Raw genomic sequence first — 25,089 nt, forward strand, 5'->3', positions numbered from 1 at the left:
CGCCCACCGCTGCCAACTGTCAGCTCACCACTGCTGAACCGACCCCGCCATGCTCACAGTCAGCCCAGGCCAAGGGCGCACCGTCCGAGCAGGAGCGGCTGCGCCCGGTTCGACTTGTGTGAGCTCAAGAGTCTTGCGGATCGTCATCGGCGGCGGGGCGATGATTCGTGTCGCCCACCGGACCGGAGTCTTCAACCGCAGATTGCAGCCGTGAACGCCCACTTGACCGGCACGTCATTCGCACCGGTCTTCGGAGCCCCGCCCGTACGGCGCACAGCAGTCAGGGCGGTGGCGGTACACCCGCAGGTCGCGTCCGCGCCCGTGACTGACCTCGGACGTGATCTCGTAGACGCAGGCCTGCCACACGACGGTCTCCCCGCCGCCGGGAACGACCTGGCCGTCACCTGGCCCGCCGCGCAGCCGAACGTCCACCTCTGAACGGTACGTAGTTCAGGACGATGGGATTCGGAGGCCCGAGAGTTACCTCCGCTGGCGGCGCGGGCCGCTGTGGCTCACGCCGGTCCCCGCAACCGAGCGGCTCGATTGCGGGGACCGGCGGTCGGTGGCCTGCGGCCGGGCTGCTCCACCTGCACGTCGCCAGCAGCCGAGCGGCGACCTCGCCGACCTGTTCAACTTCGCCACAGAGCCGGTCGCATGCCAGGACCGGACTACACGTTGTGAACAACCGTCGGTGCCTGCGCCCTGATCATGGTCGGATGTGCTGGCGCCTGTGGGTGCCCGGAGAGTTTGGATGGGTTGCGAGGTCAGGGGAGGAGCGAATGACGTTTCCAGGCCGCCCGCCGCGCCGTACCCGATTCCAGCCGAACGGGTCGAACAGCCAGGGCAAGGCCGTGCCGCAGCGCGAGGTCGCCAAGAAGCTGGGTACCACCACTGACGGCACCAACTCGGCCGACGACACCACTCGGGTGCTCAATGAGCTGACCGGCGGCGGCTACGAGACCACCAAGATCGAGGGCCCCACCGCTAAGCCGGAGCAGGTCGACAAACTGCGTACCGACGTGGTCGAGGCCATTGACGCCAAGCGCGGCGTCGTGGCCAACACCACCGGCACCGCGGTCGACACCCGCGACAACCAGCACTCGTTCCCCGCCGGGCACTACATGAGCATCGTCGGGTACCGAGACGCGGGTGACAGCCTGAAGATCGCCGACCCGTACGACCCGAGCAGGCACTACTGGATGAGCGAGAAGAAGGCCGCCGACTGGATCGCCGAGCGCGGTTACTCCAGCTGACGCCGACTCGGCGAAACGGCCGCGGGCCGGGCACCCGGAGACGGGACCTGGCCCGCATCGCTTTGCACGCCTGAGCCGGCCGCCTTTTCGCGCTCTCCAAGGGAGCGTGTGGTATGGCCGTTCTGCCTGCCCTCGTCCGGAAGGTGCTGGCGCAGGCCGAGCGGCCTCCTCTGCTGGTCGGCACGCGTGCAGCCGGTCCCCGCGCCGCTGGTTGGCGCGGCGAGGCCCTGTACCGCGATGCGCGCCCGTCACGCACTCGGAGACGCCGAGGGCATCCGCGTGCTCCTGCGGGGCCCGTCCGCATCGCCAGTCGACCGGCGCCAGCTCGGCTTCGGCGTGGCCGGATATCTTGCCTTCCACTATATTAGGTGGATGAGTTCTCGGGCGATGACAGAGCCGGCCTTCTTCATCCTCACCGCGCTGCTCGACGCTCCGCGCCACGGCTACGGGATCGTCGCCGAGGTGGCAGAACTGTCGCAGGGCCGCGTGCAGCTGAAGATCGGCTCCCTGTACGGGGTCTTGGACCGACTCGTCGGTGATGGCCTGGTCGAACTGGACCGCGAGGAGGCATGGCAAGGACGGTTACGCCGGTACTACCGGTTGACCGAGCGGGGCCGGCATGCCCTCGACGCAGAGGCTCAACGGCTGGCCGCCAACGCACGCCTCGCCTCGACCCGGTTGCGCGAGCGGCGGAACCCGATCGCGGGGACACCGTCGTGAGCCCGCTGGAGGAGCACTACCGGTTCGTTCTGCGGCTGCTGCCCGCGGCCTACCGGCAGGAATGGGAAGACGACATGGTCGCCGCCTTCCTGGACAGCATGGACACCGGCGATCCCGAGACGACCGCGTATCTCACGGACTACGGCCGACCGAGCCTGTCCGAGGTCGCCAGCATCGTGTCCCTCGCCGTTCGGTTGCGTCTCGGCGGGGCTGACGCGCCACCCCGCTCGTACGCCTGGGGGCAAGCCGTGCGACTGGCGACCCTGATGGCGATGCTGGCCCACGCCGTCATGGTCACCGCCAGCATCGCCGTCACACTGTGGCTCTCCGGGAAGATCGCCTGGTTGCCGGCTCCTGCACTGGAATGGCCACTCAGCCTGCCGTCGAACATCTGGCACACCGCCTGGAGTCTCGCCGGCTACGCGTGGTTACCGGCCTACGTTGCGCTCGTCCTCGGACACCGGCGCGTGGCCCAAGCGGTCGCCCTGCTCGCCATCGTGCCTCCCGCCATCACCACCGCCGTGGAACAAGCCGCCGGTGACGTACCGCTGTCCGTGTCGCCCTGGGCGATGCGGTTCATCGACGTCGTCCTGCTACTCGCCATGGCGGCCTTTCACCACGGCGCCCCACCGGTGCCGCGCCGCCCCTGGCTCCTCGCGCTGCCGATCGGAATTTTCCTCGTCCCCGTGCCGCTGTTCACCATCCAGGCGACCAGACCGGCGCTGAGGCTGCTGGACTGGCCGGGCCTGTTCTGCGCGGTGGTCACTGTCACCATGGTGGTCCACCTGGTCGGTCGAGTATCCAGTCGTTCATCTCGCACCCTGCCATGGTCACTGGCGCTGACCCTACTCGCCGTAACCGCGCTCGCCCTGCGAACCGCAACCCTGCCCGACTACAGCAACCAGGCGCAGCGCACAACACTCGCCACGATTGCTTCCGTGGAGGTTATCGCCGTCCTGGCGGTAGGCGTACCGCTCGCCGTACTAGCCATCCGAGCACTGCGCCGACTTCCACCGATCCCCGCCGTCGCCCGACGACCCACGACACCAACGTAGGAACTCGCCCAACCTCGGCACCACCGGCCCGAGACACAACCCCATCATGTCCGTGCAGACCACAACGGGACGCACTGTCATGCCGCGATCTCCCCGGTGGTCAGGAGCACGGGCGCAGGACACGGTCGTAGGTGCTGCGGACGGCCTGTAGCACCGGTTGCAGCGCGGCCCGCTCGGCCGGCAGCACTGGCGAGCAGCGGGAGGGATGCTCCATGGGTCGTAGCGTTCCTCCACGTCGTCGTAGCGTTGCTCGCCGTAGTAGCCCTTCCGCTCGAAAGCAGTGGAAGTCGCCGTGCGCGGTGAATCGTTCGAGGTCGGACGCCTGCTGCCACAGCGGTGCCCGCGCAGCCGAGAGGGCCTTGTTGAGGACGTCTCGGCGCACCTGGCGGACCAGTGGTGCGGCCGTCGCCGATGTGGTGCCGGAGCTGCTCGATGGCGTCGGGCAGTGACGCGCACCAGACGAACCGGCGGGGCGCCGGCAGTCCGGCAGGGCTCACCGGAGACAGCGCTCGCCGAGTTTGATCGGGCCGTCTACCGAGGGTGTTCGCCGGCGGGCGACCACCAGCCTTCGACCGAGTTGCCGACAAGAAGCGCAACGTCGTAAAACTCTTCAACAGATCCTGCCGAAGTCCGAGGCGACGCCGTCGCAGGGACCTTGTCCGCTGACACCGCTGCCGGGCCTCTGACGTCCGTGACCAGTCTGTCTCGGGCCATGTCTGATAGTCCGACTGGACCCGACGTAAGGCACCCGACATCGGGATCCCCTGGCGCGCCGCCAACAAGTACTCTCCTGGCGGAGAGGAACGAGATGATCAATCGTCGAAAGTTGATCGCCACCGGTCTGGGTGTCACGGCCGGCCTGGTGACCGCAGGTTGCAGCCGTGGGTCCGCGTCCGGAGCCGCGTGGTCGCAGCCTGGTCTGGCTGCGGCGAGTGCGCCCGCGGGCGAGGTGCGTGTGACCGTCACGCCGGCTGCCGATGCGACCAAGGTGTCGCCGCTCGAGCAGGTGGTCGTGGCGGTGGAGGGCGGCACGCTCAAGGACGTATCGGTGGCCACCGGAGGCAAGACCGTCGCCGGCAAGCTCGGCAGCGACGGTCAGACGTGGCGTTCGACCGGCAAACTGGCCTATGGCAAGACCTACACGGTTGCCGTGTCGGCGGCCGACTCCGCCGGCGCGCTGAGCCAGCACAAGAGCAGCTTCCGCACGGTCAAGCCGTCCGGGGTCGCTTCCGTCACGTTCCAGGCCAGCGCACTGACCGCCCTCCGGGACGGCGGCACGTACGGGGTCGGTCAGCCGGTCATGGTGAACTTCAGCAAGCCGGTCAAGAACCGCGCCGAGGCAGAGAAGGCGATGCTGGTGGAGACCACGCCGGCCGTCGAGGGACGGTGGCGTTGGATCGACGGCCAGAACGCGCACTGGCGGCCGGCGAAGTACTGGACCCCGGGCACGAAGATCTCGGTGAAGGTCAACCTCTTCGGCCGTGATCTCGGCAAGGGCGTCTACGGCGGCGCCAACGCCAGCACGAACTTCGCCATCGGCCCGTCCCGCATCGCCATCGCCGACGCCACCACCCACCGGATGAAGGTCTACATCGACGGCAAGATGGTGCGGGACATCCCGATCAGCATGGGCAAGGGCGGCACCGCCGTGGGCGCGAACGGGGAGGTCATCAGCTACTGGACGCGGTCCGGCCCGCACGTGGTGATGACCCGTGAGCCCTCACACCGGATGACCTCGGCCAGCTACGGGCTCGTCGATCCCAAGGATCCCAACTACTACGACGAGGTCATCAAGCTCTGTCTGCGGATCTCCTACTCGGGCGAGTTCGTCCACATGGCCGACTGGAACATCGGTGCGCACGGCAACCGGAACACCTCGCACGGTTGCATCAACGTCGGACCGGCCGACGCTCGATGGTTCTACGAGACGTTCCGGCCCGGCGACGTGGTCGATGTGCGCAACACTCCTCGGCACATGACGCTCACCGACGGGGTGGGCGACTGGACCGTACCGTGGGACAAGTGGTGATCGGAGGCGGCTTGGCACGGCCCTGTGCTCAATGGCAGCACGGTGCCGGGATGGCCGTCTCGGTCAGGAAGTGGCCGGCGCCGGTCTCCCGGAGGACCCCGACTGGCACCGGCCCGGTCAGCGCAGTCCGGCGAACAGGTCGTCCTCGGGTACCGGCGCGCCAGTGGTGTCGCGGACCCGGACGAAGGTCTCCATGCCCATCAGCTCGGTGAACCGGTCCCTGCCCAGTTGCAGGAAGAAGATGTTCTCGGTCTGACTGGCATGCGCGGCCAACGCGTCGAACTTCTGCGCGCCGTAGCTGCTCGTGTCCACCCAGGTGGTGATCTCGTCGTCGGGCAGGCCGAGCTGCGGCACCGACTCCGCAGACGCCGCGTCCGGCTCGGCCCACTCGACGCCGAGCTCCTGCATGATCCGGCCGAATTCCGCGAACGCCGAGCGCGGCACGGTGGTCCAGTACACCTTGGCGGGGATGTCCGTCATCGCGACCGCGGCCATGGTGATTCTGTGGGCCTGGATGTGGTCCGGGTGGCCGTAGAAGCCGTTCTCGTCATAGGTGACGACGACGTCCGGCCGGTACTGTCGGATCAGCTCCGCCAGCCGGTCCGCCGCCTCCGCCACCGGCGTGGTCCAGAACGCGCCGGGCAGGTCGTTGGTCGGCCAGCCCATCATCCCGGAATCGCCGTAGCCGAGCGTCTCCAGGTGGGTGACCTTCAACGACGCGCAGCTGGCCTCCAGTTCCTCCTGGCGCATCGCCACCACGGCGGCCGGGTCGTGCCCCGGGTCGCCGGGCTTGACCCCGCCGGGGCCGTCGCCACATCGGCCGTCGGTGCAGGTCACGAGCACTGTCGAGATCCCTTCCGCCGCGTAGCGAGCCAGGACACCACCGGTGCTCGTCGCCTCGTCGTCGGGGTGGGCGTGCACCGCCATCAAGGTCAGAGATCGCTCAGCCATGCCATTACCCTACGAGGGACGTCGCGACCGCTCGCCGGGGCTTCACCTGGCCACCGCCGCCCTGGCCGCGACGGCGGGTGGCCTGGTGGTCGCCCCCGACCGGTCAACGCAGATGTGACTCGATGGCCTCGATGATGCGCGGACGGAGTTCGGCTGCGCGGATGACGGCGTCCACGGAGCCGACCTCGACAGCGCGCTGGATGTTGTGCACACGGTCGAACTCCGTGGCCACCTCGCCGAGCTTCTCCGCTCGGACCGACGAGCGGAGTTCGTCGAGTTCCGCGGTCAACGCGGCGCGGTCGGCGCCGGAGGCGGCCGCTGCGCGGGCCTCCAGGTCCCGTACGCGAGGGTCGGCCGCGGTGCGGGCGTCGACGTCGCCGGAGAACACCACCGCAGCGGCGGGAGCGCCGCCGAGCACGGAGGCGAATGAGCCTTCCAGCGCCAGCACGGTCATGTCGGGGTTCAGCGCCTTCGAGAACACCACGAACGCGCCGCCGTGGTACCGCGAGATCACGCAGAACACGATGGGCCCCCGGAAGTTCACGATCGCGCGGCCGATCTCGGCGCCGTACTCCAGTTGCAGCTTTCGCATCGACTCGGGCGAGCCGTCGAAGCCCGACAGGTTCGCCAGCACCACCAGCGGTCGGTTGCCGCTGGCCGCGTTGATCGCCCGCGCGGCCTTCTTCGACGACCGGGGGAACAGCGTGCCCGCGGTGTAGGTTTCCGGGCCGTCGGTGGGCGGGAAGCCACGCCGCGGCACCGTCCGGGACTCGATGCCGAGCAGGCACACCGGCATGCCGCCCAGGTGCGCGTCCTGCACCACCGCGGTCTCCGCGTCGGCCATGCCCGCCCAGCGTTCCAGCACCGGGTGGTCCTGGTCGGACAGCGCCCGCATCACGGTCCGGATGTCGAACGGCTTCTTGCGGTCCGGGTTGGCCTCGGCGGAAAAGATCTCCCCGACGGTGGTGAAGTCGCTGCCGGCTGCGGCATGCGGGAAGTCGGAGACGTCGCGGTCGGTGGGGTCGGTGGTGGTCGCCCGCCGCGGCGCGTCCTCGCCGGGTGCGACGTACGTGTGGTCGTAGTGCGACATCAGTACGTCCCGCGCGGCGGGGAGGCTCGGCGCCCAGTACTGCGCCTGCCCGTTCGGGCCCATCACCCGGTCGTAGCCGCCGATGCCGAAGTTGTCCTCGGCGGACACGCCACCGGAGAAGTCGAGCGACTGCTTGCCGGTGAGCACCATCGCCGAGTCCGGTGTCATCACCAGGACGCCCTTGGTGTGCATGAGCATCGTCGCCTCGGCGTTCCAGTACGGCTGCGCGCCGACGTTGATGCCCGCGACCACGATGTTGATCTCACCGCCGTCCTGGGTGAACTCGACGATCCGCTTGAGCGCCGCCGCCACCCAGTCCATGTTCTCCGTGCCCGACTTCATCGAGATCCGCGCGCCGGCGGACAGCGCGTACCACTCCAGCGGCACTCGCATCTGCTCGGCCAGGTCCAGCGCGGCGATCACGCGGCGGCACTCCGGCTCCGACAGCGCGCCCAGCGACTTCGTCGGGTCGCCGAGCAGCGCGACCCGGGTGACGCCCTGCGGGTGCCGCGGGGTCGACGTGGTGACGATGCCGGCGACGATCGCCGCGGTGTTGCGCCCCTTCGGCCGGTCGACCGGCACCAGCGCATGGTCGTCGTCCAGGTCGTGCTCGACGAAGTCGCCGAGCAGGCCGGTCAGCTCGTACGGGTACACCGTGTTGCGGCTGCTCGCGCGCAGCACCTTCAGCCGGTAGTCGTCGAGCGGCTCGACCGGCTCGACCGGCGGCTCGCCGACGGTCAGCTCGGCGCCGCCCGTGGCGTCGAAGGAGATCCGTACGGCGATCTTGGTCAGCTCGCCGGTCTGGCGGTCGCGCTGCCGCGCGATGAACAGGATCTCCTCCAGCCCGGCGCCGACGGTCGTCGGGCGCACGCGCCCGGCGATCATCTCCATCTCCTCCCGAGTGAGGTCGCTCGGCGGCCACACGTAGATCACGATCCGGTTGGTGTTGAAGCGGGTCTTCGACGGTCGCCGGGACTGCGCGCGGCGGATCGAGTCGAGGCAGGCGGCGACTGTGTCCTCGGTCGTCGGCAGCGCGACCAGCCGGCCGTCGTGCTCGCGCAGCGCGGTCAGGTCGCGCACCTGCGCGAACGCGACGAGACGCTCGTCGGACGGGTTCTCCCGCGCCACGCACTGGAAGAGGTAGACCTCCTCGTCCGACGACGGCAGCCGGGTCAGGTCGAACTTGCGCAGCCGCTCCAGCTGCATCCGCTGCGCGATGTACGGGTGCAGGCCGCGGATCAGCCGCTCCTCGGCCATCCCGGCGCCCGACGGGCGGAACGTGAAGTGGTGGTGCATCACCGCTCCGCCGCGACCCGCGACGGTGGTGGTGACTCTGCGGACCTGGTGCGGCAGCGGGTGCGCGTTGATGACCTCGAGCAACGCGGTGGCCATCGCGTCGAAGTCCTGCGGCTGGCTCTCCCAGGCGAGGTAGATGTCGGCGTCGACGGCATCCTCGCCGCCGGCGAGTTCGGCGAGCCCGTGCAGCGCGCCGCCCAGCGCGTCGAAGCTCACCGCGGCGGAGACCACGCTGGAGTCCGCGCGCTCGGCGACCACGAACGTGCAGCCCGCGACCTCACGGATGCCGACGCTGGTGAGCCCCTTGTTGCCGTAGTACCGCCGGGTCAGTACCTCCAGCATGACCGCGTTGTCGAGGTGGTCGCGGACGAGCCGCTGGCCGAGCAGCCGAACCAACGGCTCGGTGCTGCGTACCATCGCGGCGATGCGCTCGGGGCGGTCCGGCGCGTCCGGGTGCGCGTCCAGGTGGCGCTGGTGCTTGCGGACCTCGGCGTAGACGCGGGCGCGATTGCGGCGCAGCAGCGGTTGGGCGAACCAGGCGAACACCACGCCGCGGGCGAGGTCGGCGACCACGGGGAAACGGACCTGCGTCGCGGCCACCAGCCGCTCCAGCGCGAGGCCCGCCGGCTCGCGCAGCGTCTCGTCCGGCGGCGACTCCCGCAACCACGCGCGCAGCAGCGTCGCGACGACCGTGGCGTCGGCGGACGCGCGTTGCTGGGCGAGGAAGATCCGGAACACGGCGGCTTCGAGCTCGGGGGAGCGCTCCAGGTCGGTGACCCCGTAGTGCCCGAGCGCCTTGGCGAGCTTCGCCTGGAACGAACTCGGCAGTCCGGCTCGCTCGACGTCGAGGCTCTGCAGGTAGGTGTGGAAGTACTCGCGGGCGCTGTGCACGTGGGCGTCGCCGCCGCCGTCCTCGCCCGTGGGCCGGTTGCGGCTCAGCTCGGTGAGGTCGGCGAACACGTTGACGAGGTCGAGTTCCTCGGCCAGCGGCCGGTGGCCGTCCTCGGTTGCCGCCCGACGCGCGGCGAGGTAGTCGTCGAGCACCCGACGGTCGTCGTGCGGGTCCACGTCGAAGCCGAGCAGCAGGCCGCGCAGGTCCTCCTGGCCGCGCATGGCGCGCTTGCGCGCCGGGATCTCCGCGGGCGCGGCGGGCAGGTCCAGCTCGACGGACGCGGCGGCGGGGCCGTTCGCGGCCTCGTCGGCCTCCTCGGCCAGCGGCTCCAGCCGCAGCAACGGGGCGCCGGCCTCCACCTGGCTCCCCACGGAGACGGCGCATTCCTTCAGCCGCGCCTTGAACGGCGCCCGCAGCACCGTCTCCATCTTCATGGCCTCCAGCACCAGCACCGGCGCGCCCGCCTCGACCTCGGCGCCGACCTCCAACGGCGTGGCGACGACCAGTGCGGGCATGGGTGAGCGGACGACGCCGCCCTCGTCGCGGCCGACCCGGTGCGTCACGCCGTCCACCTCGACCAGATGGATCGGCCCGTGCGTCCCGGTGAGCAGGCGGTACCGGACGCCGTTGACGACGATCTGCCCGGTGTGCCGGTCGAAACGGTCAAGCTCGACGTCGGCGGTGCGGACGGCCGCGCCCGCTTCGATGCCGACGCGGAACCGGTGCGCGCCGACCCGCGCCACCCGCACCCGATAGCTGACGCCGCGCAGCTTGAGGTCCAGCGGTCGGCCACTCTTGTGCTGCACCTGCGGGCGCCCGCCGAACGCCGTCGACAGCAGCCGCTGCCGCTCGATGCGTTCCTCCTCCTCGTACGCCTCGATGGCGGCGGCCGCCAGCGCGACGGCGGAGTGCCGCTGCGCGACGAGCCTGCCCGCGCCGCGGACGCGGTCGATCCAGCCGGTGTCCGCGCTCGCGTCGATCACCTCGGGCTGGTCGAGCAGGTCGAGTACGAAACTCTTGTTCGTCGCGCCGCCCTCGATGATCACCGTGGTGTTCGCCATCGCCCGGCGCAGCCTGCCGAGCGCCTCGTCGCGGTCGCGACCGTAGGCGATGATCTTCGCGATCATCGAGTCGAAGTCGGCGGGGATGGTGTCACCCTCGCTGACGCCGGTGTCCACCCGGATGCCCGGCCCGGCGGGCAGGTCCAGCCGAGCGATGCGGCCCGGGGAGGGCGCGAAGTCGCGGTCAGGGTCCTCGGCGTTCAGCCGGGCCTCGATGGCGTGCCCGCGCTCCACCGGCGGCTCGCCTTCGAGCCGCCCGCCCGCGGCGACGTGCAGCTGCGCCTTGACCAGGTCGAACCCGGTCGTCGACTCCGTGATCGGGTGCTCGACCTGCAGGCGGGTGTTGACCTCGAGGAACGCGAACAGCCGGTCGCCAGGGTGGTAGAGGAACTCGACGGTCGCCGCACCCCGGTAACCGACCGCGACGGCCAGCCGTTCCGCCGACGCCTTGAGCTCGGCGACCTGCGCCGGGCTGAGCACCGGCGACGCCGACTCCTCGATGACCTTCTGGTTGCGACGTTGCACCGAACAGTCACGGACACCGAGCGCCCACGCAGTGCCCTGGCCGTCGGCGATCACCTGGACCTCGACGTGCCGGGCACCGGTGACCAGGCGCTCCAGGAACACGACGCCGCTGCCGAACGCCCGCGCCGCCTCCTGGCTGGTGCGCTCGTACGCGTCGGCGAGTTCGGCCGCGTTCGTGATCACGCGGATACCGCGCCCGCCGCCGCCCGCAGTCGCCTTCAGCATCAGCGGATAGCCGATCTCGGTCGCCGCCGCCAGCGCGGCGTCCAGGGTCTCGACCGCGCCACGGCTCCACGGCGCGACCGGCACGCCGACCTCCTCGGCGATCAGCTTCGCGCCGATCTTGTCACCGAGCTTGCGCATGGCCTCCGCGCTCGGCCCGACGAAGGTGACCCCGACCTTCTCGCACAGCTCCGCGAACGCCGGGTCCTCTGCGACGAAGCCCCAGCCGACCCACGCGGCGTCGGCCCCGGTCTCCACCAACGCGCGCTCCAGCACCTTCAGGTCCAGGTACGGGCGCGCGGACGCGGGACCGAGATCGTAGGCGATGTCCGCCTCACGCACGAACGTGGCGGTGCGGTCGACGTCGGTGTACAGGGCGACGGTCTCGATCCGGGCCCCGGTCTCCGCGGCCAGCTCTCGGACCGCGTGGATGAGCCGCATCGCGGCCTCACCACGGTTGACGATGGCGACACGGCTGAACACCCGAACGACCCCTCCGGTAGACCCACGATGTACGCGCCGCGAGACCCCGGCCTCCGGCAGTGATCACCTTTCCGCCTGCCGGCTGGCAGCGCCATGTCGTAACCACCGAACCCGAGGCGGCACCATTTGTAGGAACCGAACAAAACTTTTTGGCTGCCCACGCCTCTCGTCAGGCGGGTGCGAACGGCAGCGACGGCACGTGCCGGGACCGCGGGCTCAGCCCGTCGACGAGTGGTGCGCGTCGACTGCCCGGCCCATGCGGGTGACGGCGTCGGTGAGGATCGTGGGTGAGGTGGCGAAGTTGAGTCGTACGAAGCCTGCCCCGCCGCTGCCGAAGACGTGCCCGGAGCTGAGGGCGACCCGCGCGCGGTCGAGGAACATCTTCGCGGGCCCGGCGACGTCGCTGGCCACGCCGGGTTCGCCGTCCGGCTGCTCGGTGGCGATGCCCAGGCCCGTGCAGTCCAGCCAGGCGAGGTAGGTGCCCTCGGGGCGGTGGAATTTGACGGACGGGAGGTGCTTCGCCAGCAGCGTGCGGTTGCCGTCGAGGCCGTCGAGGAGGAGGTCGAGCCACGGCCCGCCGGCGCGGAACGCGGCGGTGTGCGCGATGACGCCCAGGTGGCTGGGCCCGTGGCTGACCTCCTCCGGCATGCGCTCGAGGTCGGCGGCGGCCTGCGGCCCGGCGACCGCGAGCGCCGCCTTGAGGCCGGCGAGGTTCCACGCCTTGGAGGCGGAGGCCAGGGCGAACGCGTTCTGGGCGCCGGCCACCGTGAGGTACGGAGTGAAGTGCGTCCCGGGCAGTACCAGGGGGGCGTGGATCTCGTCGGAGATCACCCGCAGGCCGTGCCGGCCGGCCAGTTCGGCGACGGCCTCGAGCTCGTCACGGCGGTGGACGACGCCGGTCGGGTTGTGCGGGTTGCACAGCAGGAACGCCGGCCGGCGGCCGCAGGCCCGGGCCCGGCGGAAGGCCTCGTCGAGAGCGGCGGGGTCCATCCGCAGGTCGGGTCCGAGCGGGGCTTCGATCACCTGCCGGCCGGCGTGGCTGACGAAGGCGTAGAAGGGCGGGTAGACGGGGGAGCAGACCACCACCGCGTCTCCAGGGTCGGTCACGAGCCGGAGTGCCTCGACGACGCCCATCATCACGTCCGGTACGACCCTGGTGTGGTCGACGCGGAAGTCGTGCCAGCCCCAGCGCCGGGCGGCGAACTCGCCGAGCGCCTCGGCGTACGCCGTCCCGTGCGCGTAACCGGTGTCACCGAGGTCGATCGCGCGGCGGAGCGCGTCGGCCACGGGAGGAGCGAGGGGTACGTCCTGCTCGGCGACCCAGAGGGGGAGCACGTCGGGCGGGTGCATGCGCCACTTCACACTGCTGCGCTGCCGGAGTTCGTCCAGCGTGAGCAGGGTGAGCGGATTCTGGGCCGCGAAGCCGTCGGTCGAGGGGGCAGGGGTTGCCATGCCGCCCACCCTAGGCCGTACGTCGATGTCACCGACCGCGGCTTGGTGGTCGAGGTGTTCGCGACGAAGGAGGATGCGGACCGGCGGGCCGACTACATCAAGAAGTAAAGGCGATGGACAGCCAGCGGTGGATCTGCCGAACCCGCTCCTCGATCTCTGCTCCTCCTCTCGCCGCCGGTCGCCAACGGCGCGGCCGTCCGGTCACCGTCGTTGACACCATTTGGGGGAGTATGCCGCCAGGGTGCAACAGGATCGGTGAGACATGCGGTAATTGCCGGACATCTGTCTCCGGGAAACCGCCCGGGCGGCTGTTTGTCGCACAGAGAGGAAACGGGGATGCAAAGACAATGGCGCAGGGCGGCCGTCGCGGCCGCCTTGTCGATCACCGGTGTGCTCGCTGGACTGGCCACTGTGGCGCCGGCACAGGCCGAGACCATGGCCGCCCTGGACCTTCAGCTCGCCGTCGCCAGCGACGGCACAGCCAGTGCGGTGAGCGGCAAAGCGATGGTGCACGGCACCGTGACGTGCGACCAGCCTGCGTCCGTATCGCTCACCGGCGCCGTCTTCCAGGTGGTCAAGAAGGAGCTGGTCCGCGGCACCTTTGGTGCCCTGGTGAACTGCACGCCGGGTACGGCGGTGGAGTGGACGGCCTCGGCCACGCCGAATGGCACCACGCCGTTCGGGAAGGGCGACGCCGAGGTCAGCACCCAGGCGACCGCCTACTACAACGAGTACGGCGACTCCGTCACGGTCGACGACACGTCGATCGTGACCCTGTCCAAGTCCTGACCCCACCCACGCCTGGCGCCCGGACCGGCTACGGTCCGGCCGCCAGGCGTGGGTGGGGCCGGCCCCCGAACAGGGACGGCCCTGCCGGAGGCGGCGGGGCGGCTCGTCACCTCAACGTCGGAGCACCGCCGTCAACTGGGAAGCCGCGTGTTCAAGCCACAGCGCCGCGAGCACCTCGTGACCGCGATGACTTGGATGCACGCCGTCGGGCGCGAGTCCAGCTGCGTCGCCGACGGCGTTGAGGGCCGCGTCCGCCGGCACGAGCGCGGCGTCATACTCCCGCGCGAGGCTCCGCACTATCGCGATCTTCGGTTCGAGGTCCTCACGCCAGGCGACCTGCTCCGCCCGCACCGGGAGCAGGAAGGGCTCGATGAGCACGAGTCCGACGCGGTCGGCGGCGAGTGGCTCGAGCAGCGCGCGACAGTTCGCCTCGAAGTCCGCCGCCGGGGTCGGGTCGTCGCTGTCGTAGCGTCGCCAGGTGTCGTTGACGCCGACGAGCACGCTAACGAGCGCCGGCCGCGCCACCAGCACATCTCGGACCCACCGCTCGCGGAGATCGCGGCTCCGATCGCCGCTGATCCCGCGGTTGAGCCAGTGCGCCTCGCCCCCCAGGGTCTCAGCGATCCGGAGGACGTATCCGTCTCCGAGCCCGGCTGAGTCTTCACGCCGCCCGCAGTCGGTGACGCTGTCGCCGGCGAAGAGGATGGTCGGCTGGTTCATGAGATCCTTCCGATGTCGATGAGCATCGCCTGCTGCGGATTGAGCGTCGGCATGGGAACGCCGGCCCCCGCGAGCACGGCGCCGGAGAGTTCGATCGGGTGTTCGGCGGCTCGGGCCACCCACTCGGGGTCTCGCCCCTGATGCCGGCTCGCCGCGCCGAGTTCCTCTCGGATGACGACTCGGTAGCGGGCGGTGCGGTCGAGTCCGGGGAAGCGGACCCGGCCGGACTGGCCGGCCGCGGAGGTCTGGAACCGCACCCAGGTGAACAAGGCCCTCGAGCCGTCGCGGGCGACGGTGCCGTAGAGCGCGGTCGCGTCGTCAGCGAGGTCGGCGTTGACGACCCGCCCCGTGTGGAGGAACGGGCGGAACTCGCGGTACATCTGCGACCACGCGGCGATGGTCGCGAGTTCGTCGTCGCTCGCGACGGTGAGGTCCTGCTCGATACCCGCGTGCGCCGTGAGCGACGCGACGAGCCGGAACGACAGGTCGGTGGTGCGGGAGGTGGTGTGGGCCCGGGCCGGTCCGACGTGCGAGCCGATGAGTTCCGGCGGCACGAGTGCCCGCGTCCACCGCTCGATCTGCACACGTTCCACCGGGTCATTGCAGTCCGAGGCCCACACCCGATCGGTGCGGTCGAGGATGCCGAGATCGACACGCCCGCCGCCGCCGGAACACGTCTCGATCTCCAGGCCCGGGTGCCGTTCGCGCAGCTCGTCGAGCAGCCGGTAGAGCGCGAGCGTCTGCCGGCGGACGTTCGGCCGGTCGCCGCTCGCCTCGCGGCTGACCGCCTCGAGCAGGTCGCGGTTGTGGTCCCACTTGAGATAGTCGATCGAGTGCTCCCGGACGAGAGCGTCGATGCGGGTCAGCAGGTATTCGTACGCCTCGGGGCGGGCGATGTCGAGCACGTACTGCTGCCTTGAACTCGACCCGAGACCGGCGCTCGGCCCGAGGATCCAATCCGGATGCCGTTCGGCGAGCGCCGAGTCGAGGTTGACCATCTCTGGCTCGAACCAGAGCCCGAACTGCAGGCCGTGGGAACGCACGACCTCGACGAACGGGCCAAGGCCGTCGGGCCACACGTCGCGGTCGACGAACCAGTCGCCGAGGCCGGCGTCGGCCGCGCGGCGCCGATGGAACCAGCCGTCGTCGAGCACGATCCGCTCGACGCCCACCTCGGCGGCTCGTTTCACGAGCTGGGTGAGCCGGTCGAGGTCGTGGTCGAAGTAGACGGCCTCCCAGGTGTTCAGCACCAGCGGTCGCGGCGTCGAGGGATGGCTCGGCCGGCTGCGCAGTCGGCGGTGCAGGCGATCCGCGACGCCGTCGGTGCCGGCATCCGACCAGATGAACAGGACCGTCGGCGCCTCGTAGCGGTCCCCGTCGGCGAGGATGACCTCGCCCGAGTGCAGGGACTCACCCGCGCCGATGACGGCGGAGAAGGCGCCGGCTCCTTCGGGGAGGCGTTCGGCGAGGTAGCGCTGCTCGCCGCTCCACGCCAGGTGCATCGCCCAGACCTCGCCGTGGCCGAAGCCGAACGACTGCGTCCCCGCGACGAGGAGGTAGGGCGAGTCGTGCCCGGGCTTGCCGCGATGCGCGGCGCGCACGTGCGTGCCGAACCCGAACGGCGTGCGCTGCGGCGCGCGCTCACGGCACCACTTCCCGGTGAAGTCGAGCAGCTCGGTCGCCCGTTCGGGCACGGGCATGAGCGCGAGGAGGCCGTCGAGCGTGTACGGCGCGCCACCGGTCGACGCGTTGAGGGCCGCGTCGCGTTCGATGCTCATCCGAACGGCGAGCACGCCGAAACGGTCCAGTTCGTAGACGACGGTGGACCGAAGCGCCGTCACCCGGTCGACGAATCGGAACTCGATGCTGCCGCCGACGCCGTCGCCCGGGACGTCGATGCGATGCGACTCGAGCAGGGGCCGCGGGGTCGTCGCGTACCCCGCCGCGTTCCCCGACTGCGCGGTGGTGCCCGACCAGCCGTCGTACTCGCTCGGCCACACGGACAGGACCCTGGGTTCGTCGGGCGAGTTGTTGAGGATGGCGGGTTCGGCGGTGAGCCGAAGCTCCTCGTCGCGGCCGTCCGTCGGGTCTCCGAGATCCGCCCCCCAGTGGAGGACTCGGGGGGTGGGATGGCGCACCTCGACGATGAAGGCGGTGCCTCCGGCACGCAGGGTGAGTACGGCTTCGGCGCCGGAAAGCATGGGTCACAGCCTCCGTGGACGGCTACAGGGAAGTTACTTGACGCCGTAAATTAATCATGTCTACGCTGTCGCGGCAAGCGCAGGGGGAGTCGGGCACCTGCCGTCGAGCACCGCGCGACAGGTCGAACATGCGGGAGCAGGAAGACCAATGGCGCTCTGGAAATCAACGGCTCGCGAAACGCGGCCACCGCTACAGGCGATGCGGCGTAAGACGCCGCGCCGCCCGATCAACGCGAGCTCCCCGGCCCACTGCGGGGACGCACGGCTCGCCTGGGCGCTCATCGCGCCCTCGTTCGTCGGCTTCGCCGTCTTCGCGGTGTACCCGACGCTCCGCGGCCTCTACTTGAGCTTCGCCGGCTACAAGGTCCTCACCCGGCCCAGCTGGGTCGGCTTCGGCAACCACGTGAAGCCCGCAGGCGACCAGTTCTTCTGGTGCTCGCTCGGCGCGGGAATCAACTGATGGCCGAGACGCTCCGCCTCGCCTGGCGGCAGCCCGCACGCGAGTGGGTGGAGGCCACGCCCCTCGGCAACGGCCGCATCGGTGCGATGGTCTTCGGCGGCGCTCAGACGCGCATCCAGGTCAACGACGCGACCATCTGGTCGGGTCACCCCGACGCGCCGGCCGATGCGCTCGCCGATCTCGTGGCGCACGGAGCCGGACCCGAACGCCTCGCCGAGATCCGGTCGGCGATCGACGCCGGAGACCTCCGACGTGCCGAAGCGCTCCTCATGAGTTTCCAGGGCCCGTACTCCCAGGAGTTCCTGCCGTTCGTCGATCTGGAGCTCGAGACGCGCGGCGCGGCCGTCGCGGAAGGCCGGCCCGCCCGCATCCTCGACCTCGACGAGGCGCACGTGGCCGAATCGCTCGTGATCGACGGCGCCGCCGCCACGCGCCGCACCTTCGTCTCCGCGCCTGCCGGTTGCCTGTTCGTCGAGTACCTCGCCGACCGGCCGGTGCTCGACGTCGACATACGCCTGTCGGCGCGCCTGCGCGAGGCGGGACGCGACACCGCCGCGACCGGCATCACCCTCGACGTGGTCGCGCCGATCGACGGTGCCCCCCTGCACGAAACGGCCGTGGAGCCGGCTCATCGCTTCCTCTCCGGTGAAGCCGACGGCTTCGACCACTTCGCGGTCGCGGCGCTCGCGGTGCGAAGCGACGGAACCGAGGGTCCCGTCGGCGACACGCTGCGGATCCGCGGGGCGAGCCGGCTGCTGATCGCTCTTTCCACGTCGAGCCGGGCCGCATCGTGGTGGGCCGACCCTGACGGCGCCGACTGGCGCAGCTCCTCCCGCGAGGAGATCCGGGAGCGCGCGCACTCGAACGCGACGGCCGCCCTGCGGGAGACGGCGGACGAGCGGTTCTCCGAGCACCTCGCGGACGTGCGGGACCATGCCTCGGGGGCGCGCTTCGCGATCGGCGGTCGGCGGGCCGGCACCTGGGACGTCGAGCGCGACATCCTCCAGGGCGACGACGAGGGCCTCCGGGCGACCGTGCTCGCCGAGTACGGCCGCTACCTGCTCGCAGCGTCGTCTCGCTCGGGCAATCCCGCCGCGAACCTGCAGGGGATCTGGAACGACGAGCTCAGACCGCCCTGGTCGTCCAACTACACGATCAACATCAACACGCAGATGAACTACTGGGCGGCACCGGTGGTCGGACTCGACGATTCGACCGACCCGCTGATCGCACTCGTGCGGCGGATCGCGAGCACCGGCTCCGACGCCGCGGCCCGCCTCTACGGCGCCCGCGGCTGGGTCGCCCACCACAACAGCGACCTCTGGGGCTGGAGCCTGCCGGTCGGCATGGGTCACGGCGGCCCGAGCTGGGCGATCTGGATGATGGGCGGCGTCTGGCTCACCCACAACCTCTGGGACCATTACGAGTTCACGGGCGACCTCAAACTGCTCGAGCACACCGTATGGCCGCTCATGCGCGGGGCAGCGCTGTTCTGCCTCGACTGGCTCGTCGACGACCCCGTGACCGGCCAGCTGCGCACCATCCCGTCGACCTCGCCCGAGAACCTGTTCGTCGGCCCCGATGGACGGCCCGAAGCGCTCAGCGTCTCGACGACGACGGACATCGCCCTCATCCGAGCGCTGTTCGAGCGCGCCCGCTCGGCCATCGCCGTGCTCGGCCTCGACGACCCGCTCGACGTCGACCTCGCCGCCGCCCTCGAACGGCTCCCCGAGCTCGAGGTCGGCCCCGACGGCCGGCTGCGCGAATGGTCGACGGATGTCGCGGACGAGGACCCGCACCATCGGCACATGTCTCCGCTCGTCGCGCTCTACCCGCTCGGTCTCATCGACCCCGTCCGCACGCCCGAGCTCGCCGAAGCGGCGCGCCGCTTCCTCGACGCCCGCGGACCCGGGGCGATGGGCTGGTCGTGGGCGTGGAAGATCGCGCTTCGAGCCCGGCTCGGCGACGCCGCCGAAGCCCGAGCACTACTGCTCGAGGCGATCACCGCATTCGACCGTGACCACCGCAGGCTCGCCCCCGTCGACGGATCCGAGTGGGGCGGGCTCCTGCCGAACCTGTTCAGCACGCACCCGCCCTTCCAGATCGACGGCAATTACGGGTTCACGGCGGGGATCGCCGAGATGCTCGTGCAGAGCCACCACGGCCGCATCCGGCTGCTGCCCGCACTGCCCGCGGAATGGCCCTGCGGCCGGGTAGCGGGGTTGCGCGCACGCGGCGGACTCGAGGTCGACCTCGCCTGGGCGGACAGCGCCGTCGAGACCGCCGTGATCCGCGACGTTCGCGGCGCCCCGCACCGGATCGTCGTCGAGCACGGCGACCGGCTGCTCGAATTCGAGCTCCCGGCACACGGCGAGGTCACGCTACGGCCGTCCGACCACCCCGCGCCGACCTGGACATCGCATCTTCGCCGACAGCGTCAGCGCCATCGGCGCACCCGCCGGCCTTCGCCGCCGGGCGTATGAACGCGCCGGCACATCAGACCCACCACACCCACCCAACCGGGCGTCAGTGACGGCGCCGGCTCCGCCCCGCTCGCTGACTACCGTAGTGTCCGATCGACGCGTTACCACGCCCTGGCCGGCGTCCAAGCAAGAGGGATCCCGGGAATGAACGAAGCAGCCGCCGCAGTCTCGCTGCTCCGAGGGGCCTCCGCGGCGGCGGCCGAGGTCTTCAAGAGCATCCTCACGCGAGGCCCGATCACCCGCATCGACATCGCCCGGCTCACGGGCCTCTCGCAAGCGGCGGTCACGAAGGCGGTCGCGCCGCTCATCGGGGCCGGCCTCGTCTCCGACCAGCTCGAGTCGCAGCGCGACGGGCAGCCAGGGCGGCCGGCGAACCCGGTCATGGTCGTTCCCGATGCGCTGGTCTTCGTCGGCATCAAGGTCAACGCCGACGAAATCGTCGGCGTGGCGACCGATCTGACGACGAGCATCCTGGCCAGCGACCGGCGTCCGCTCCGTTCCACCAACCTCGACATCGTCGTCGACGCCATCGAGGCGACCGGGACCACACTCGTAGACCTGCTCGGCGTGCGAGCCGAACGCATCTGCGCCGTCGGGGTCACCGTCTCCGGCGACGTCGACGCGCACAGCGGCATCGTCCGCGAGTCTGCGATCATGGGCTGGACCGATGTGCCGCTCGGGAAGATCCTCACCGGCCGCCTCGACCGCGACGTGCTGGTCGAGAACGACGTTCGCGCCCTCACGATCGGGGAGCACTGGTTCGGCGTGGGCGTGGGCACCGCTTCCTTCGCGATCGTCACGATCGGCCGCGGCATCGGCAGCGGCATACACGTCAACGGGGCGGTCGTCGAAGGCGCCTACGGCGTCGCGGGCGAGATCGGGCACCTCCCGCTGACCTCGCCGGACCGGATCTGCCCCTGTGGTCGCCGCGGCTGCGTCGAGGCGGTCGCAGGCACCCCCGCCATCGTCGCCGAGGTCTCCCGAGGCCACGGCAAGGATCTGTCGATCGACGAGGTCCTCGACCTGGCGCACCGCGGCGACCCCATCGCCGTCCGGACGTTCGAGCAGGCAGCGACCGTGATCGGCACGGCGATCGCGACACTGGTGAACCTCGCCGGGCCCGAACTCGTCATCATCGGCGGCGAGGCGGTGAGCGACTTCGACCTCTTCGAGGAACACCTGCGTGCGGCGTACGCCGAGCACGCATTCGGCGCGGCGAGCCGCTGCCGGATCGTCACGCGCCCGCACACCTTTGAGGACTGGGCACGCGGCGCCGCAGCCTCGGCTATCCGCCGATTGGCGGAGAACCGGATCTGAAGCGCGGCCGGGGCCCGGGCCCCGGCGTGACTTCGGTCAGCGGCCGGATGCGATCACGTCGTCGTCGGGGATCAGGACGACCTCCAGTCGGCGGGGCCCGTGCACCCCCTCCACCCGGTCCAGCTCGATGTCGCTGGTCGCCGACGGGCCGGAGATCCAGGTCTGCGGCGCGCGCGGGTCGAGCCGGGCGACGGCCTCGGGCACCAGGCCCACGATCTGGCCGGTCCGGACGACACAGATGTGCCGGTCGGGAACGAGCGTCAGCACCCGGCGTCCCTGGGCTTGACCGGCGTCCAGCACGATGGTGCCGGTGTCGGCCACCGCTACCGCGCAGCCGGTCAGTACGGCGTCCATGCCGTCGAGGTCGGCCGGCGACAGCGGGGGTGTGTCCCGGCGGACCTGCCCGGCGAAGCCGGTCAGCCAGTGCCCGGGGATGTCGTCGGGCACCGCGAGCCGGTCGACGCCGGCCAGCAGACGCGGGAGAGCATCGAAACCGTGGTGGACCACCGCGCGGTAGTCCACCAGCCGGTCGACGAACAGCTCGACCAGATCGACGGACTCGGCGACGCGGCGATAGTGGCGCGGCACGTCGACCGGCGTCGGTGCGTCGACCAGCGCCGCCCGCAGGCGGGCGAGGACCTCGGCTCGGGCGGTCACTGCTTTTCCCACCATTCACGGAAGGTCTGCGGCGCGGGCAGCGGGGCGTCGCGCGACCGCGTCCACGCCGACGCCGGCCAGGGCAGCCGGCGTAGGGTGCGCGTCCCGGTCCGCCGATGCCGCCAGGCGCCCAGGGGGCCGGCAGCGCGGCGGGCAACCCGCAACGCGAGGGCCCACCGTCGTGGGCTGCGCATGATCCACGAGAGGGTACGCATGGCTGTCCGCTCCGCCACCGGGTGCGGTGCCTGTTGACGCAGGTGGACGAGGATCTCCGGTATGTCGATCTTGACTGGGCAGACGTCGGCGCAGGCGCCGCAGAGCGTGGACGCGAACGGCAGCGACGCGTTGTCGGCCACCCCGGTCAGCTGCGGAGACAGGATCGCCCCGATCGGCCCCGGATACACCGATCCGTACGCGTGCCCACCGGCCCGCCCATAGACGGGGCAGACGTTGAGGCAGGCGGAGCAACGGATGCAGGACAGCGCCGACCGGCCGACCGGATCCGCCAGCACCGCCGAACGTCCGTTGTCGACGAGCACCACGTGCACGTCCTGCGGGCCGTCGCCCGGGGTGACCCCCGTCCACATCGAGGTGTAGGGGTTCATCCGCTCGCCGGTCGAGGAGCGCGGGAGCAGTTGCAGGAAGACCTCCAGATCGGCGAAGCCCGGCACCAGCTTCTCGACACCGACGACGCTGATCAGGGTCTGCGGCAGGGTGAGGCACATCCGCCCGTTGCCCTCGGACTCCACCACGACCAGGGTGCCCGTGTCGGCGACCGCGAAGTTCGCCCCGGACACGGCGACCTTCGCCTCCAGGAACCGGCGCCGCAGGTGCAGGCGGGCCGCCTCGGCCAGCTCCCGCGGCTCCGCGCCCAGGTCGGCGGGCGCGTCGGCCATCCGGCGGCGGAAGATGTCCCGGATCTGCGTCCGGTTGTAGTGGATCGCGGGCACCAGGATGTGTGACGGGGTGTCGTCGCCGAGCTGCACGATCAGCTCGGCGAGGTCGGTCTCGTGGGCGGCGATGCCGGCCGCCGCCAGGGCCTCATTGAGCTCGATCTCCTGGGTGGCCATGGACTTGACCTTCACCACCTCGTCGGCGCCGGCCGCGCGGGTCAGCTCGACCACGATCCGGCATGCCTCGGCCGCGTCCCGGGCCCAGTGCACCCGGGCGCCGGCGGCCGTGGCCGCCGCCTCGAACCGCTCCAGCAGCTCGGGCAGCCGCCGCTGCACATCGGCCTTGATCGCCGCCCCGGCATCGCGCAACGCCGCCCAGTCCGGGACCTCGTCGACGGCCCGGGCCCGTTTGCCGCGGATCGTGCGGGTGGCCCGGTGCAGGTTGGCGCGCAGCTGGTCGTCGGCGACCGCGCTTCGGGCGGCGGTAGGGAACGGCAGCGGGGCGCGGATGCGGCCACCGCCGGTGGACGGAACTCCGGCCGGGGTGGCGGGGTGGCTCATGCGTGGTGTCCCGTCATGGCGAGGATCTCGGCGTAGTGCATCGCCCGTACGCCGGAGCGGGCGCGGTCCAGGCCGCCGCCGATGTGGGCCAGGCATGAGTTGTCCGCCGCCGCGAGCACCGCCGCGCCCGTCTCGCGTACCCGGGCGCACTTGTCGGCGAGCATCGCGGTGGACACCGCAGCGTTCTTCAGCGCGAAGGTGCCGCCGAAGCCGCAGCACTCGGTGGCGTCGTCGAGTTCGACGAGGCGGATCCCCCGGACGTGGCGCAGCAGGGTGAGCGGCTTGTCGCCCAGCCGCAGCATCCGCAGGCCGTGGCAGGTCGGATGGTAGGTGACCGTCTCCGCGAACGCGGCGCCGACGTCGGTGACGCCGAGGACGTCCACGAGCAGCTCGGAGAGTTCATAGGTGCGGCCGGCGACGGAGGCCGCAGCCGGGTGCAGGCGAGGGTACTGGTCGCGGATCATGGCGGTGCACGAGCCGGACGGCGCGACGACAGCGTCGTAGCCGTCGAAGGTGTCGGCGAAGCCGCGGACCATCGGCACCGCCTCCGCCCGGTACCCGGTGTTGGCGTGCATCTGACCGCAGCAGGTCTGCGCGACGGGGAACTCGACGGTGTGACCGAGTCGCCGCAGGATGCGGGTGACCGCGATGCCGGTCTGCGGATAGGCGAGGTCGTTGACGCAGGTGATGAACAGGGCGATGCGCACGGCGGGTCCTCGGGGACGTTCGGGGGCACTCCGGCTGGGGTGGAGTTGACGCCGGATTCAGGAAGCGACGAGCGCCTGGATGCTCACCGTGGCCGCTCCACGCGCCCACTCCTCGAAGGGCAGCGGGCGGATCGACAACGGGCACTCGGCGGCGGCGCCGAAGGCCTGGCGCTCGAAGCCCGCACGGATGTGTGTCTCGAACAGGTCGTAGGCGGCCAGGCCTTCGCCGGACACGACGATCCGGGCCGGCCCGACCAGGTTCGCGACCGCGGCGATGCCGCAGCCGATCGCGTTGCCGGCGCGGGCGAAGACGGCGCCGACGCGCTCATCGCCGCGGCGTGCCAGATCCACCGCTTCGTCGAAGGTGAGCTCCGGCCGTCCGGAGCGTTGCCGCGCCTGTCCGACGATGGCATCGGTGCCGGCGATGGCCTCCACGCAGCCGCGGCCGCCGCAGTGGCAGGTGGGGCCGTTCGCGTCGATGCCGATGTGGCCGATCTCGCCGGCGACGCCGTGCGAGCCGGAGACGAGCCGGCCGCCGATGACCAGGCCACAGCCGATGCCGGTGCCCACCGTGACGAGGGCGAACGACTCCGCGCCCACGCCCTCGCCGAACCAGTGCTCGGCGGTGGTCAGCGCCTTCACGTCGTTCTCGACCGTGACCGTGAGCCCGGTGAGCTTTTCCGCGCGTTCGCGCAGCGGCACGTTGTGCCACCGCAGAAATGGCGAATACCGGACCAGGCCGGTGGTGGGGTCCACGTCGCCGGAGACGGCGAGCCCCAGTCGGCGGGTGCGCGCCCGGTAGCCACCGGGGCTGTCGAGCAGCTCGTCGACGAGGTGGCCGAGCTCGGTGAGGACGGCCTCGACGTCGGGGTCGGTCAGCGGCCGGTGGATCGCGGTGCGCACCTGCGCGCACAGATCGCAGACGACGCCGATCAGCTCGTCAGCGGTGATCTTCACGCCGACGAAGAACTCGCGGTCGGCCCGGACGGCCAGGGGGCTGGCCGGCCGCCCGGCACCCGGTCCCGTCCGCTCGGTCGCGGCCAGTTCGTGCAGGTAGCCCATCTCGATGAGTGGCCGTGCGGCCTTGGTGACGGCGGCGGAGGACAACCCGAGCCGGCGAGCGAGCCGGACCCGACTGAGTGGTCCTTCGGTCAGCACCGCGGTGAAGACGGCGGTTACCGCGGGCGCGACGACGTCCGCCTTGGGATACATGGCCCAAACCTAGGCTTAATATTTAACTTCGTCAAGTATTGATTTCGTGTCTTGGGAAAT

The 25,089-nt window shown here is 71.0% G+C and carries 18 protein-coding genes; 8 read left to right on the forward strand and 10 right to left on the reverse strand.

Going from position 1 to position 25,089, the window contains the following annotated elements; genetic code table 11:
• Positions 1–234: 234 nt before the first annotated feature.
• Positions 235–432 carry a hypothetical protein gene (locus ACFOYX_RS12660; protein WP_322442454.1) on the reverse strand — a complete coding sequence of 66 codons (198 nt, stop codon included), beginning with the start codon at positions 430–432 and terminating at the stop codon, positions 235–237.
• A gap of 347 nt (positions 433–779) precedes the next feature.
• Between ACFOYX_RS12660 and ACFOYX_RS12665 the strand changes: the two genes are divergently transcribed.
• From ACFOYX_RS12665 to ACFOYX_RS12680, 4 genes are all read left to right on the forward strand, one after another.
• A complete protein-coding gene (locus tag ACFOYX_RS12665) occupies positions 780–1,253 on the forward strand; it encodes a C39 family peptidase (RefSeq protein ID WP_322442453.1) in 474 nt (157 codons plus the stop codon).
• 372 nt (positions 1,254–1,625) lie between these two features.
• Positions 1,626–1,973 carry a PadR family transcriptional regulator gene (locus tag ACFOYX_RS12670; RefSeq protein ID WP_322442452.1) on the forward strand — a complete coding sequence of 116 codons (348 nt, stop codon included), beginning with the start codon at positions 1,626–1,628 and terminating at the stop codon, positions 1,971–1,973.
• Positions 1,970–3,028 (forward strand): hypothetical protein, encoded by a 1,059-nt coding sequence (locus ACFOYX_RS12675; protein ID WP_322442451.1) that lies wholly within the window; start codon positions 1,970–1,972, stop codon positions 3,026–3,028. The genes ACFOYX_RS12670 and ACFOYX_RS12675 overlap by 4 nt, the downstream gene beginning before the upstream one ends.
• A 691-nt stretch (positions 3,029–3,719) precedes the next feature.
• Complete coding sequence (locus ACFOYX_RS12680) at positions 3,720–5,057, forward strand: Ig-like domain-containing protein (RefSeq protein WP_377533995.1); 1,338 nt, start codon at positions 3,720–3,722, stop codon at positions 5,055–5,057.
• A gap of 117 nt (positions 5,058–5,174) precedes the next feature.
• On the opposite strand, the gene ACFOYX_RS12685 is transcribed toward ACFOYX_RS12680, so the two are convergent.
• The 3 genes from ACFOYX_RS12685 to ACFOYX_RS12695 all read right to left on the reverse strand — a co-directional run bounded on the left by ACFOYX_RS12685 (position 5,175) and on the right by ACFOYX_RS12695 (position 13,029).
• Positions 5,175–6,008, reverse strand: a complete 834-nt coding sequence (locus tag ACFOYX_RS12685; protein WP_322442449.1) for a PIG-L family deacetylase — start codon at positions 6,006–6,008, stop codon at positions 5,175–5,177.
• A 103-nt stretch (positions 6,009–6,111) separates the two neighbouring features.
• Positions 6,112–11,577 carry a carboxyl transferase domain-containing protein gene (locus tag ACFOYX_RS12690; RefSeq protein WP_322442448.1) on the reverse strand — a complete coding sequence of 1,822 codons (5,466 nt, stop codon included), beginning with the start codon at positions 11,575–11,577 and terminating at the stop codon, positions 6,112–6,114.
• 216 nt (positions 11,578–11,793) lie between these two features.
• Positions 11,794–13,029, reverse strand: coding sequence for a MalY/PatB family protein (locus ACFOYX_RS12695; RefSeq protein WP_322442447.1), 1,236 nt, complete (start codon positions 13,027–13,029; stop codon positions 11,794–11,796).
• Positions 13,030–13,464: 435 nt separating this feature from the next.
• Between ACFOYX_RS12695 and ACFOYX_RS12700 the strand changes: the two genes are divergently transcribed.
• Entirely contained in the window at positions 13,465–13,818 is a 354-nt protein-coding gene (locus ACFOYX_RS12700) for a hypothetical protein (protein WP_322442446.1), read from the forward strand.
• Between the two features lie 111 nt (positions 13,819–13,929).
• On the opposite strand, the gene ACFOYX_RS12705 is transcribed toward ACFOYX_RS12700, so the two are convergent.
• Both ACFOYX_RS12705 and ACFOYX_RS12710 read right to left on the reverse strand, forming a co-directional pair.
• Positions 13,930–14,538, reverse strand: a complete 609-nt coding sequence (locus tag ACFOYX_RS12705; RefSeq protein WP_322442445.1) for a GDSL-type esterase/lipase family protein — start codon at positions 14,536–14,538, stop codon at positions 13,930–13,932.
• Positions 14,535–16,739: an alpha-galactosidase gene (locus tag ACFOYX_RS12710; protein ID WP_322442443.1), complete on the reverse strand. Its 2,205-nt coding sequence runs from the start codon at positions 16,737–16,739 to the stop codon at positions 14,535–14,537. The genes ACFOYX_RS12705 and ACFOYX_RS12710 overlap by 4 nt, the downstream gene beginning before the upstream one ends.
• A gap of 199 nt (positions 16,740–16,938) precedes the next feature.
• Between ACFOYX_RS12710 and ACFOYX_RS12715 the strand changes: the two genes are divergently transcribed.
• The 3 genes from ACFOYX_RS12715 to ACFOYX_RS12725 all read left to right on the forward strand — a co-directional run bounded on the left by ACFOYX_RS12715 (position 16,939) and on the right by ACFOYX_RS12725 (position 20,999).
• Entirely contained in the window at positions 16,939–17,199 is a 261-nt protein-coding gene (locus ACFOYX_RS12715) for a hypothetical protein (protein ID WP_322442442.1), read from the forward strand.
• The gene (locus tag ACFOYX_RS12720) at positions 17,199–19,682 is read left to right on the forward strand and encodes a glycoside hydrolase N-terminal domain-containing protein (RefSeq protein WP_322442441.1); all 2,484 of its coding nucleotides are present in this window, start codon (positions 17,199–17,201) and stop codon (positions 19,680–19,682) included. The genes ACFOYX_RS12715 and ACFOYX_RS12720 overlap by 1 nt, the downstream gene beginning before the upstream one ends.
• Before the next feature lie 144 nt (positions 19,683–19,826).
• Positions 19,827–20,999 (forward strand): ROK family transcriptional regulator, encoded by a 1,173-nt coding sequence (locus tag ACFOYX_RS12725; protein ID WP_322442440.1) that lies wholly within the window; start codon positions 19,827–19,829, stop codon positions 20,997–20,999.
• Positions 21,000–21,035: 36 nt separating this feature from the next.
• Here the strand turns inward: ACFOYX_RS12725 and ACFOYX_RS12730 are convergent, their stop codons facing one another.
• From ACFOYX_RS12730 to ACFOYX_RS12745, 4 genes are read right to left on the reverse strand one after another with little or no spacing between them, the layout of a single operon-like run.
• Positions 21,036–21,671 (reverse strand): LUD domain-containing protein, encoded by a 636-nt coding sequence (locus ACFOYX_RS12730; RefSeq protein ID WP_322442439.1) that lies wholly within the window; start codon positions 21,669–21,671, stop codon positions 21,036–21,038.
• Positions 21,653–23,110: a lactate utilization protein B gene (locus ACFOYX_RS12735; protein ID WP_322442438.1), complete on the reverse strand. Its 1,458-nt coding sequence runs from the start codon at positions 23,108–23,110 to the stop codon at positions 21,653–21,655. The genes ACFOYX_RS12730 and ACFOYX_RS12735 overlap by 19 nt, the downstream gene beginning before the upstream one ends.
• The gene (locus tag ACFOYX_RS12740) at positions 23,107–23,817 is read right to left on the reverse strand and encodes a (Fe-S)-binding protein (RefSeq protein ID WP_322442437.1); all 711 of its coding nucleotides are present in this window, start codon (positions 23,815–23,817) and stop codon (positions 23,107–23,109) included. The genes ACFOYX_RS12735 and ACFOYX_RS12740 overlap by 4 nt, the downstream gene beginning before the upstream one ends.
• Positions 23,818–23,874: 57 nt before the next feature.
• Complete coding sequence (locus tag ACFOYX_RS12745; protein WP_109803091.1) at positions 23,875–25,029, reverse strand: ROK family transcriptional regulator; 1,155 nt, start codon at positions 25,027–25,029, stop codon at positions 23,875–23,877.
• Positions 25,030–25,089: the final 60 nt, after the last annotated feature.

It is taken from the genome of Micromonospora sp. GCM10011541 (assembly GCF_042650725.1).
Classification (GTDB): Bacteria; Actinomycetota; Actinomycetes; order Mycobacteriales; family Micromonosporaceae; genus Micromonospora; species Micromonospora sicca.